This is a genomic window from Micromonospora sp. NPDC007230 (assembly GCF_042869115.1).
In the GTDB taxonomy this organism is placed as follows: domain Bacteria; phylum Actinomycetota; class Actinomycetes; order Mycobacteriales; family Micromonosporaceae; genus Micromonospora.
Genome location: NZ_JBIAFE010000004.1, coordinates 17,456 through 29,437, shown reverse-complemented (window position 1 = coordinate 29,437; position 11,982 = coordinate 17,456). Strand labels below are relative to the sequence as shown.

9 protein-coding genes and 1 pseudogene are annotated in these 11,982 nt (G+C 72.0%); 6 read left to right on the top strand and 4 right to left on the bottom strand.

Translation table 11 applies throughout. From position 1 onward, the window contains the following. Nucleotides 1-469 (bottom strand): annotated as a pseudogene (locus ACFYML_RS07280) (hypothetical protein); the annotation flags it as partial. 3 nt (nt 470-472) lie between these two features. Continuing rightward, nucleotides 473-1,117, bottom strand: coding sequence for a hypothetical protein (locus ACFYML_RS07275; RefSeq protein ID WP_387419753.1), 645 nt, complete (start codon nt 1,115-1,117; stop codon nt 473-475). A gap of 450 nt (nt 1,118-1,567) precedes the next feature. Between ACFYML_RS07275 and ACFYML_RS07270 the strand changes: the two genes are divergently transcribed. Both ACFYML_RS07270 and ACFYML_RS07265 read left to right on the top strand, forming a co-directional pair. Then, nucleotides 1,568-3,856, top strand: a complete 2,289-nt coding sequence (locus tag ACFYML_RS07270; protein ID WP_387419752.1) for a phospholipase A2 — start codon at nt 1,568-1,570, stop codon at nt 3,854-3,856. Between the two features lie 124 nt (nt 3,857-3,980). Beyond that, entirely contained in the window at nt 3,981-6,662 is a 2,682-nt protein-coding gene (locus ACFYML_RS07265) for an ATP-binding protein (RefSeq protein ID WP_387419751.1), read from the top strand. A 28-nt stretch (nt 6,663-6,690) separates the two neighbouring features. Here the strand turns inward: ACFYML_RS07265 and ACFYML_RS07260 are convergent, their stop codons facing one another. Next, nucleotides 6,691-6,873 (bottom strand): DivIVA domain-containing protein, encoded by a 183-nt coding sequence (locus ACFYML_RS07260; protein WP_387420005.1) that lies wholly within the window; start codon nt 6,871-6,873, stop codon nt 6,691-6,693. On the opposite strand from ACFYML_RS07260, the gene ACFYML_RS07255 reads away from it, so the two are divergent. After that, the gene (locus ACFYML_RS07255; RefSeq protein ID WP_387420016.1) at nt 6,796-6,960 is read left to right on the top strand and encodes a hypothetical protein; all 165 of its coding nucleotides are present in this window, start codon (nt 6,796-6,798) and stop codon (nt 6,958-6,960) included. The two genes, ACFYML_RS07260 and ACFYML_RS07255, sit on opposite strands and share 78 nt — an antisense overlap. Nucleotides 6,961-6,972: 12 nt before the next feature. Here ACFYML_RS07255 and ACFYML_RS07250 read toward each other — a convergent pair whose 3' ends face one another. Further along, nucleotides 6,973-7,992 (bottom strand): hypothetical protein, encoded by a 1,020-nt coding sequence (locus tag ACFYML_RS07250; RefSeq protein ID WP_387419750.1) that lies wholly within the window; start codon nt 7,990-7,992, stop codon nt 6,973-6,975. Nucleotides 7,993-8,155: 163 nt separating this feature from the next. Between ACFYML_RS07250 and ACFYML_RS07245 the strand changes: the two genes are divergently transcribed. Genes ACFYML_RS07245 through ACFYML_RS07235 form a run of 3 tightly spaced genes read left to right on the top strand, consistent with a single transcriptional unit; the run spans nt 8,156 to nt 11,972 of the window. Next, nucleotides 8,156-8,782 carry a PadR family transcriptional regulator gene (locus ACFYML_RS07245; RefSeq protein ID WP_387419749.1) on the top strand — a complete coding sequence of 209 codons (627 nt, stop codon included), beginning with the start codon at nt 8,156-8,158 and terminating at the stop codon, nt 8,780-8,782. Further along, a complete protein-coding gene (locus ACFYML_RS07240) occupies nt 8,779-9,501 on the top strand; it encodes an ABC transporter ATP-binding protein (RefSeq protein ID WP_387419748.1) in 723 nt (240 codons plus the stop codon). Before ACFYML_RS07245 ends, ACFYML_RS07240 begins: the two co-directional genes overlap by 4 nt. After that, a complete protein-coding gene (locus ACFYML_RS07235; RefSeq protein WP_387419747.1) occupies nt 9,498-11,972 on the top strand; it encodes an FtsX-like permease family protein in 2,475 nt (824 codons plus the stop codon). Before ACFYML_RS07240 ends, ACFYML_RS07235 begins: the two co-directional genes overlap by 4 nt. Nucleotides 11,973-11,982: the final 10 nt, after the last annotated feature.

Sequence of the window (11,982 nt, the reverse complement as noted above, 5' to 3'; positions counted from 1 at the left end):
CGTGGCTGTGGCTGTGCGCATGACCGCACCGACGCAGGTGGCGTCGCAGCAGCCAGAGCCCGACGGCGACGACGGTCAGGCCCGCCGCCAGCTGCAGTCCGGTGGTCAGGCGCTCGAGGCTGACGAGGTCGGAGAGGGAGAAGAAGGTCCAGGCGACCGCGATGACCAGCACCGAGACGGTGTGCATCGCAGCCACCGAGAAACCCAGCCAGGCGGCGTCGCGGACCCGGCCCCGGGAGCCGATCAGGTACGCCGCCGCGAGACTCTTGCCGTGGCCGGGTGCGAGTCCGTGCGCCGCCCCCGCCACGAAGGCGATCACCAGCGCCACCGGCATGAACCCCGGCGACTGCACCGTCTCGATCAGTCGATCGCCGAACCCGGCGGCGCCGAAGAGATCGACGGCGAGGAGGGCTGTGGGGCCGGAGCCGAGGGGTGCCGCCGCAGTGCCGAGGCTGGTGATCGAGTACATGGTTCAGGCCTTTCGTCCGCGCCGGTGGTGCCAGAACGCTCCGGCTGCGACGAGGGCCAGCAGGACGCCCCCGACGACGGAGAGTTGCAGGGCGCTGCTGCTTGAGGAGGTCGCGGCGACGGTCCTGGTTGACGCGGGACGGGAACTTGAGCCGTCGCTGATGGTCCAGTCCGCCGACTCCTGCGCGGCGTCGTACACCGCCTTCTGCCCACGAGGACCTCTGGCGAGCGTCCGATAGGCCTCGTGCAGGTCGGTGAGCATCCGGGACGTCACGGTCACCGTGCTCACCGGTTCGGGGCAGGTGAACAGGACCTCGGCGCCGCCGGCCACCAGATCGTCGGCCACGGTGACCTCGCCGTTGCATGCCCGCCCGTCCTGCTTCACGGTGATCCGCTCGGTCAGGTACTTGGCGAACTCGGGCGCCTCGGCCAACGCCACCGCGTCGGCGGGCTCGTAGATCACCGCGCCGTCCAGCAACACCCGGTCCTGCGGTAGGACGCCGAGCGCGATGCCGAGCTGGGTCAGGTCATCGGTGCCGCCGACGAGCCACTGGACCCGCACATTGTGGTCGCCCTCGCCCGCGACTTTGATCTGCTGTGGGGCGCCGAAGGGATGCGCCGAGGCCGGGGCCGGAGCCAGCCCTCCCATCAGCACCAGTGCGAGTACGCCCCAGGAGCAACGCCAGGCGTGGCGTAGCGCACGGCTCAGGGCAGGCACAACAGGCTCTCATCCGCTCGGTGGGCGCAAACGCAAATGACTGTTCCGGCCGCAGGTGACCAGCAAGATCACAAAAACCGAGCGAACTCTTACGGAGAGGTTGCTGACTACGAAACTGTCGACCGGGGCATCGACTGTCCGCTCCCTCGGATCCAAGGCACGACGCCGTCCCAATCGGACGGCACCCGCCGGTCGGCGCTCTGGCCCGAACTGTTCGGAACAAGCTCGGAGCCCTCGGACAGGCCAATCCGCTGCGTCAACATGCTTCGATGTCTCACGCGTGCCGCTCGGCCGCACTGTCACGGCACCGGATCGCGTCCACATGGGGCGACAGCAATCCGGCCCGCCAGGCAGGCCCCATTTCCCGGAGGGATTCCCATGATGAACAGATCCACCGCACCGCCGCACAGGTCACGGACGACCATGGGCGCGCTGACCGCCCTCGGGGCGCTCCTGGTCACGCCGTGGACGGTCGCCGGACCCGCAAGCGCCGAACCATCCGCGCCTCGCGGCACGGAATCAGGGACGCCGGCAGCCGCGGCACTCGACGACCGCGCCGAGGCGGCGCAGTCGGCGGCGGCTGACGCGCGGCGTACCGGCCGGCCGGTGGTCGTGACCGGCGCGACCACCGCGACCTCGATCACCAGGGCTACGCCGGACGGCAAGCTGGTTACCGAGATCACCACCGGGCCCGTCCGCGTGCAGGGGGCGGACGGGTCATGGAAACCGATCCGGCGTTCCGGGAACGCCGCGGCCGACCGCGCCGCGACCACCGCGTCCGCCACCAACCCGGCGGTGGCGCTTCCGCTTCTCGGCGACACTGACGTCAACAGCGTCTTCGACGGGAACAACGCCAGCGGCCCGTACCTGAAAGCCGGTACCGAGGCTGACGGGGAGAAGGCGCGGGTCTACCTGGCGTTCGACACCCGCGGACTCCAGGTGCCGACGAAGGCGGAACTCACCCTGACCAATGTGGACGCACCCGGTTGCGGTGCCACCGTCGGCGCGGGCATCCAGGTCCGCCGCGTCACCGATTTCTGGAACCCCGTCACGCAGACCTGGACACCGCAGCCGACCAGCAGCACCACCGACGCGGTGCTGAGCCGGGAGGGCTCGCAGCTGGGCAGCTGCGGCAGCGGTCGGATGACCTGGGACGTCACCGGAATCGTGGCCCAGTGGGCCGCCGGAACCGCGAAGAATCACGGCTTGGTCCTGCAGTCGCCGAGCGAGACCAAGACGGCCAACTACCGGGTGTTCACCTCTGCGGAGAACACCGAGGCGCTAGGCCCGCCGCCGACCCTCACGATCACCTCGGAGATCCCGACCACGCCCGGCGAGGGGGACGACCCGGCCGATCCCGGACCCGCGCCGGCCGACCTGTGGCCGGGCGGTGTGGAACCCGAGACCGGGTCGTGGATCATCCGCGGGACGGATGTCACCGACGACGGGCTGCTCACCGTGCGCAGCCACAGTGCCGGGCAGCGGATCGACGTCACCCAGCCCAACGAGAACGTGCTCGGCCCCAACTGGCGTCTCGAGCCCCTCGGCGGCATGCTCGGCAACCGCCTGAAGGACTACAGCGCGAACGGCTACGTGCAGGTCAAGCTCTCGATCGGCACCCAGTCGATCCGCTTCGAGGCTGACCCGGCGCGACCCGGCACCTTCGTCGCCGCGGACGGTGGCACGGTGGTCCGGAACGCGGACGGCAGCTTCACCCAGAGCGGCGGTCCCGACGGGATCACCTACGTCTGGCGCCAGGTCGGCGTGGACCTGCTCATCACCAGCATCGGCGACGCCGCGTCTGGCACGGTACTGATCGGGTACGACGCGCAGGGCCGGGTCAGCCGAATCACCGCACCCGCCGAGGAGCCGACCGACTGCACGGTGCCGAACGCCTCCGGCTGTGCCGCCGCGACCTTCGGCTACGCGACCACCACCACCGCCACCAGCACCCAGCTCGGCGACGTGGCCGGGCAACTCAAGCAGATCGACCACATCGCCGCCGGCAGCAGCACCCCGACCACCCTGGTGAGCTACGCGTACGACCAGCTCAACCGGCTCCGGGAAGTGCGGGACCTTCGCCAGACCGACGGTGACCCGGTACTGGTCTCCGCCTACACCTACGACACCAGGGGCAACATCACCCGGCTGAATACGCCCCAGGAGGGCGCGTGGACCCTGACGTACTCCGCACCGGGAAAGCTCTCCGGCGCGACGAAGGACGCGGGTACGCTGGCGCTGCCCTCACACTGCTGGTACGCCACGCAGTACCTCCTCGGTCAGAACGGCTGCTGGGCCGGCCCGGTGCCGATGGAGTACGGCGGGCGGAAGATCCAACCGTCCTGGAAGCGGACGCCGACCCGCAAGGCCGTCGTCGGGGTGACCCATGACCACTGCACCTGGTCGCCCGACCGACCGTCCGGCTTCGACTTCCGCAGCGCCTGTGACGCACACGACTACGGCTACGGGATCATCTATCTCAAGACGCCGGAGTGGGACAAGTCCAAGAAGGCGTCCGTGGACGCGGTCTTCTACAGCCTGCTGCGCGACCACACCTGTCCCGCATACAACATTATGGTGCGCGCCCACTGCCGGTCGCTCGCCTACACCTACTACACCGTCGTCCGGCTGTCGGGCGGCAAGAGCATGAAATACCGCAGCCAGTACTGACCACCGCTCGGGTCCCTGTCCGGTCCGCTCCGGGCAGGGACCCGAGCCGCTCGTTTCGGGCACGGCACGAATCCCCACCGGCACTACGATTGGCATCGACCGATGCCTGTGCCGGAGGGTGGCCATGACCCAGCTCAGTCACGATCCACCACGACCCGAGCAGGCGGCCACGCCAGCCGAGTTCATCGCCGCGCTCCGCGCGCTGAAACTCTGGTCCGGCCTGACCTTCCGGCAGTTGGCGGCCAAGTCGAGAGCGTCCGGCGACCATCTCGCGGTGAGCACGATCGCCTCCGTGCTGAGCCGGTCCACGCTGCCGAGACGCGAAGTCGTCGCCGGATTCGTCCGCGCCTGCCAACTGGACGACCGCGCCGTGGCCAACTGGGTGGCCGTCCGCGACGCGATGCTGGCCGGCTCCGGGCAGCCGCTCGACCAGCGTCCGCACGAACCCCCGGCACCGGCTGCGCAGCCCGCCCATCCGGCACCCATCATGCTGCCGCCCGACATCGCGGACTTCGTCGGCCGCGCCGCTCAGGTGGAGACGCTGCGGACCCTGCTGACCGGGCATCCCTCCGACGAGGACGGCCCCGGCGTCCAGGTGATCGCCGCCATCTCCGGCATGGGCGGCCTCGGCAAGACGACGCTCGCCCTGCACATGGCGCACCTGCTGGCCGGGGCATACCCGGACGGTCAGCTCTGGGTCGACCTGCGCGACGCGGAGGGCTCTCCGCTGGACCCGGATGACGTGCTGGCCCGGTTCCTCCGGGCGCTCGGCGTCGACCCCCGCGCCATCCCTGACGGTCAGAGCGAACGGGCCGAGATCTACCGCACGATGCTGGCCCGTCGCAGGGTGCTGGTCGTGCTGGACAACGCGACGTCGGATCGGCAGATCCGCCCGCTCCTGCCCGGCGCCCCGACCTGCGCCGTGATGGTCACCAGCCGACTACGGCTGACCGGGATAGAGGGCGCCCGGCACGTCGAGCTGGAGCTGTTCACGCCGGACGAGGCGATTCAGCTGCTCGCCCGGATCACCGACGACGAGCGCGTCATGCGGCATCTCGAGAAGGCCACCGAGATCGCGGAGTACTGCGGCGGCCTGCCACTCGCCGTACGGATAGCGGGCGCACGGCTGGCGGCTCGCCCAGCCTGGCGACTGGCGCACCTGGCGGCGATGCTCGGCGACGAACGGCGGCGGCTGGACCGGCTGACCACCGGCGATCTCGCCGTACGGGCGTCGCTGGCGATGAGCTACCGCGAACTCGACGAGGAGCCCCGACGCCTCTTTCGCCTCCTCGCCCACTTCGACCTGCCCGACTTTCCCGCCTGGCTGGCCGCCACGATCCTGGACTGTCCGTTCGAGCAGGCCGCCGAGCACGTCGAGACGCTGGTCGACGCCCAACTCCTCGCCGTTGCCGACACCGACGTGGCGGGCCAGGTCCGTTACCGCTTCCACGACCTGGTCCGGCTGTTCGCGGTCGAGTCCGCCGCGACGGACGAGCCGGAGGAAGGCATCACCCGGGCACTCGTCCGTGGGCTCGGCGGTTGGGTCGCGCTCGCGGAGCGGATGGTCCCGGCCATCCCAGGCCCGTGTTTCGCCCTCGTCGCCAGCCCCGCGCCACGCCCGTCGATCGACTGGGCCGAGGAATACCTGCGGGACATCAACCCGCTGCACTGGTTCGACGCGGAACGAGCCGCGCTGGTCTCCGCCGCCCGCCAGGCCGGCCGGCTCGGCCTGGACGACCTCGCCTTCGACCTCGCCGGCCGGCTGGAGAAGTACTTCGACCTGCGCGGCATGTACTCGGACTGGGCCAGCCTGAACACCGAGGTGATGGCGGTCTGCCGGCAGGCGGGCAACCGGCTCGGCGAGGCTGTCATGCTCCGCGGCCTGATCGACGTCACCACCTGGAACGCCGACACAGCCGACGGCGAAGCGATGGCCCAACTGCACGCCAACTCGTTGCGGCTGCTGGACATGTTCACCGCCCTCGGCCACGATCCGGGCAGCTCGGACGCGGCCGTCATGTGCTCCTGGGCCCTGGCGGCGGCCGGCTCGTACCCGGAGGCTGTCACGATGGGCGAGCGGGCGCTGCGGCTCGCCTCGCGGTCGGGTCACCTCGGTGGTGAGGCGCGCGCCCACCTGGCCCTGGCAGTGGCCACCTTCGAACAGGGGCAGTTCGACACGGCCGCGACGCACACGGCTGCCGCGCTCGATCGGGCCCGGGAACTGGGCAATCCGCGCTGGGAGGCAACCGCACTGCAGTTCTCCGGCATCGCCCACCGAGAGCTGGGGAACCTCGACGAGAGCTACCGGCTGCTCACCGAGTCCCTGACGATCGCCCGCACCTACCGGGATGACTACACCGCGACCCTGGCCCTGCTGGCCCTGGCCCGGCTGCATTTCAAACGGGGTGATCCAGGCGCGCGGGAGGCAGCCGAGATGTCGCTGGCGTTGAGCCGCGAACACCACATGATCCACCACCTGGCCGAGGCGCTCCAACTCCTTGGCGAGATCGAGCTGGCCGAAGGCCGGCCAGCCCGGGCCGTCCCACACCTGGAAGAGTCCGTCTCGTTGTGGCGTACCCGAGGCTGGCACTCCTTCCAGGCGGCGACGCTGACCAGCCTGGGCCAGGCCCGGCTGAACTCCGACCCGCGGGCCGCGCGGGAGGCGTTCCAGATGGCACACGCGCTCTTCACCCGGCTGGGCAACACGGACAGGGCCGCCGAGCTGCAACTGCTGATCCGCACGGCGACCGGTGTCGGCGCGGATGCGACGCTGGGTGCGGTGCCCTCAGTCCTGCCCGGCACGTAGCGCGCGGGTGTGGTCGAGGCGGACGCCGTCAGCGGTTGAGCCTCCCGTGTCGTCTCGGCCGACTGCCAGCGCCGCAGGGCATCCTTTTGCGCTGGTTCTGCGCCCGCATCTCGTCCCGTTCGCGAGTGCGCCGGTGCAGCTCGTAGGCGAGCTGATGCAGCAGGGCGTCGACCTCGTCGACCCGGTAGCCGCGCCGGCCCTGCCGGGTCAGCGGGATCGGCACGGCGGTGATCTGCTCCGGGGTGAGCTGGCCACGCGGGACCGTAGGGCCGACCTGCTCGGCGTCCAGCTGGCGTGAGACAGCACCGCGTCAACGGCGGGCGTGTGCCGCTCCCCTACCCGGCCGGGTGACCTGGTGGTAGCCGAGCGCCGCCACGGCGAGGGCGAGGCCCCACGCGAGGAAGACGAACTCGGTCCCCACCACCGCCCAGTCAGACCGCAGCTGGGACCACGTCACTGTCCCCGCCACCAGGGCCTCTGTTATCAGGTAGATGCCGATCAGGCCGTAGGAGGTCAGCGCCACCGCGACCACACCGGCCGGGATCAGGGCGAGCAGGCGGGGCACCCGGTGGCCGCCCCACCACGGGACCCAGCGCGGGAAGACCTGCCCCCAGCGCGCGGCCAAGCCCAGCGTGAGCAGGCCGCCGAGCACCGGAACGACGGTGAGCGCCACGCCGGCCGTCAGACCGATGTCCTGAGTGGCCGCGCGGATCTCGGCCGAGGAGATGCCGAACGGCACGCCCAGGAGCCACAGCGCGTGCGGAACGGTGAAGCCGAGCACGGGCACGAGGCATCCTGCGTGCGTCCAACCTCGCACCCACGCCGGCACCGGAAGCGGCCCTTCGAGGTGTTGTTGGCCGGAGCGGCGGGGTCCGAGCGAGGCCGCGGTTGCCGCCAGCAGCAGCCCATCGGCCAACAGCAGCAGCCGGTGGATCAGGTCCCGCCAGTCGGCAGGCCGCCCGAGCGCTGCCGCCGGGATCTCGAACAGCAGGTGCGCGGGGAACGACAGCGCAACCAGGACCACGCACGCGCCCCAGGCCCCGAACGACGCCGTCCTCCCGGACCGCAGCATGGCCAGCACGGCCAACCCGGCGAGCACACCGCACAGGGCGACTGGGCCCCAGCCTTGCCAGAACGGCAGTGTCGCCACCTGATCGGCGGCGCAACCGGTGGCGATCTCCGCCGCGCCCGGGGCCCGGGTCCGGTCACAGGCCGTGTAGCCCCACCGGCCACCGGTGGCCCAGTAGAGCCGGAGCAGTCCGTAGCCGACCGCGAAGGCGAGCGCCGCCAGGGCCCACCTCCGGGACGGCGATATCCGCATCACTGGCATGCCTCGACGGTCCGGGAGGACGGCGGACGGTGTCATCCCACCGGGTAGGGATACCGCTCCCCCGTACGGGGCTGCGCCGTGCTCATTTCATGTGCGGAAGTGACTGGACCGCGCGATAATACTGAGTATTATACCCAGTATATCGACGGCTGGGTGGTGGACCATGAGCATTCGACATGCACTGCTGGCGTTGCTGGCGGAAGGATCCAAGTACGGCCTGCAACTGCGGCAGGAGTTCGAGGCACGCACCGGTGAGGTCTGGCCGCTCAACGTCGGGCAGGTCTACACCACGCTGCAACGCCTCGAGCGCGAAGGACACGTGGAATCAGACGAGACCGAACGCGACGGTGCGCAGCGCCGGTACCGGATCACCGCCGGCGGCGAACGCGAACTGGACAGGTGGTTGCGGACCCCGCCCGGTGCCACGCCTCCCCCGCGCGACGAACTCGTCATCAAGGTGCAGGTGGCGGTGCGCCTGCCCGGTGTCGACGTACGGGAGATCCTGCAGGTCCACCGCCGGCGCCTCGTCGAGGAAATGCAGCGGTACACCCACCTCAAGGCCGAGGCGGACCCCGACGACATCGCGCTCGGCCTCGTCGTCGACGCGGAGCTGTTCCGGCTCGAGGCGGTGGTCCGCTGGCTCGACGCGGCCGACGCCCGGCTGCGCCGCCTACCCGCCACGCCCACCGTGGCCGCCGAGGCGGCGCCGAGCGTCCCGGCCCGACCGGCCGGCCCCGCCGACCGGGCACCGGCCGAATCCACCCCGACACGCGAGGGGGCCCGTCGATGAGCGCGGTGCTGAGCATGCGCCAGGTGTCCAAGGTGTACGGCGCGGGCAACGCCGCCGTACACGCGCTGCGGCAGGTGGACCTCACCGTCGACGGCGGCGAACTGGTGGCCGTCATGGGTCCGAGCGGCAGCGGCAAGAGCACCCTGCTGACGATCGCCGGCAGCCTTGAGGAGCCGACCGGCGGTGAGGTGCTGGTCTGCGGTGACGACATGTCGGCCATGTCCGCCGACGCGCAGGCCAGGATGCGTCGCCGGGCCATGGGCTTCGTCTTCCAGGACCTGAATCTGCTCGCCGGGCTGTCCGCCGTCGAGAACGTGGCGCTGCCGCTCGAACTCGACGGCGTGGGCGCGCGTGCCGCACGGGCCGCCGGTATGCGCTTACTGGAGGAGTTGGGGCTGGCCGAACGGGCCGCCGCCTTCCCCGACGACCTGTCCGGCGGCGAACGTCAGCGGGTCGCGATCGCGCGCGCGGTGGTCGGCGACCGGCGGCTGCTGCTCGCCGACGAGCCCACCGGTGCGCTGGACTCGGCCAACGGCGAAGCGGTCATGCGGATGCTGCGTGCGGCCTGCAAGCGCGGGATCGCCGGGGTCATGGTGACCCACGACGCGCAGCTCGCCTCCTGGGCCGACCGGGTGGTGTTCCTCCGCGACGGTCGGGTCGTCGACCAGACTACGTCGACCGGTCCGGACGCCATGCTCGCCGGGGACGTGACCCCGTGACGGCGGCCACCGCCACCCCGCCGAGCACTGACCGGCCGGCGCCCCGCCGCGCCCTGAGTGGCGGCCTTCCGGCCCGCCGGGCCGTGATCCGGTGGGCGGTACGGCTGTTCCGCCGCGAGTGGCGCCAGCAGGTGCTCACCCTCGCGCTGCTCACCGTCGCCGTCATCGGGGCCACCTTCGCCGTCTCGGCGACCTACAACATGGCCTCGTCGAGCGACGCGACGTTCGGACGCGCCGACCACCTCCTGCGCCTCGACGGCAGCGACCCGGCCGTGCTCGACTCCCGGCTCGCCGCCGCACGGGCGTGGTTCGGCACGACCGACGCGATCGGCCACCACTACGTGGCGGTGCCGGGCCTGTTCGACCCGGTCGACGTCCGAGCGCAGAACCCTGACGGCGCGTACGGCGCACCGATGCTGGCGCTGCGGCAGGGCCGGTACCCGGCCGCAGCGGGCGAGATCGCGGTCACCGACGGGGTGGCGCGTACCCTGCGGACCGGGCTCGGCCGGCGGGTCAGCCTCGACGGCCAGGACCGGCTGGTCGTCGGGGTGGTGGAGAACCCCAGGGACCTGGCCGACGAGTTCGCCCTCGCCGACCCGGCGCACGCCGACCCGCCGCAGACCGTCACCGTCCTCGTCGCCGGGGACCAGGCCTCCCTGGAGGCGTTCCGCAACACCATCGACGGCCCGCTGGTGCGCGAGTCGCGGCCCGGCATGACCCGTACGGTGACCGCCGCCGTCACGCTGGCGCTGGCCACCGTCGGCCTGCTGCTGGTGTCGCTGGTCGCCGCGGCCGGGTTCATCGTGGTGGCGCAGCGCCGGCTGCGCCAGCTCGGCATGCTCGCCGCGATGGGCGCCACCCGACGGCACCTGCGGCTGGTGATGCTGGCCAACGGCACCGTCGTCGGAGCGGTCGCCGCGGTGCTCGGCACCGCCATCGGCGTCGCCGCCTGGCTGCTCGTCGCCGGGCGGGTGGAGACGACCGCCGGGCATCGCATCGACCGGTTCGACCTGCCCTGGGCGACGCTCGGCGCGGAGATGGTGCTGGCCGTGGCGACCGCCACCGCCGCCGCGTGGTGGCCGGCGCGGGCCATCGCGCGCACCCCGATCATGAGCGCCCTGTCGGCGCGGCCGCCGCGCCCCCGACCGGCCCGGCGCACCGCGGTGGTCGCCGTGGTCCTGCTCGCCGCCGGTGTCACCTGCCTGGTGCTGTCCGGCGGCACCAACCCGGTGCTGATCTCCGCCGGCAGCCTCGCCACAGCGGTCGGGGTGCTCTTCGTCGGCCCGACCGCGATCCGGTTGCTGGCCGCGGCACGCGGCGGGATGCCGGTGGCCGTCCGCCTGGCGTTGACCGACCTGGTGCGCTACCAGGCCCGGGCCGGCGCGGCGCTCGCCGCGATCAGTCTCGCGCTGGGGATCTCGGTGGCGGTCGTCGCCGGGTCCGCCGCCGCCGAATACCAGGCCAGGCACTCCGCCGGGCTGGGCAACCTGGCCGACAGTCAACTCCTGGTCCGCATCGGCCGACCCGACCCGGTGATCCCGGTACGGACGCCGGAGCAACTGGCCAGCCTGCAGGCGCAGCTCGACGCGATCGCCCGCAACCTCGGCACGCCCACGGTGACTCCGCTCGACATGGCGGTGGTCGCCTCGTACACCGACCCGGGCGAGAACGGCGGCCAGCCCGGCCATCCGGCCGTCGAGATCGGTACGCCGGTTGCCGACGGTCAGCCGATGACGCCGTACCCGCTCTACGTGGCCACACCGGAACTGCTCCGGCTCTACCGGCTCGACACCGCTGCGGTCGCCGCCGACACCGAGGTGCTCAGCGTCCGCACCGGCGCACTCGAACTGGTGAACATCCCCGAACGCCGCGTCTACCCGAAGACCCAGGCGCTCGCGGACACCCGGTACACCTCGATGCCGAACTCGCTGGTCACCGCGAGCATGATGGCCCGCCACGGCTGGCAGCCCGCGCGGGTCGGCTGGCTCGTCGAGGCGGACCACCCCCTCACCGGGCAGGAGCTGACCACCGCGCAGAACCTCGCCGCGAGCGTCGGTCTCACCATCGAGTCCCGCCACGAGCAGGCCTCGCTCACCGCACTGCGGACCGGAGCGGTCGCCGCCGGCGCGCTGCTCGCCCTCGGCATCCTCGCCATGACCGTCGGCCTCATCCGCGGCGAAGCGGCCGGCGACCTGCGCACCCTGACCGCGACCGGCGCCCCGCGACGCGTACGGCGCACGCTGACCGCCACGACCTCCGGTGCGCTCGCCCTGCTGGGCGCCGTCCTCGGCCTGGCCGGCGCGTACCTCGCGCTGGTCAGCGTCCTGCACCGCGACCTCGACGCGCTGACCGACGTACCCGTCGCCCACCTGGCCGCGACAATCGTCGGTCTGCCGGTGCTCGCCGCGGTCGCCGGCTGGCTGCTCGCGGGCCGCGAACCGTCCTCGTTGAGCCGCCGCAGGCTGGACTGAGGACAGGGCC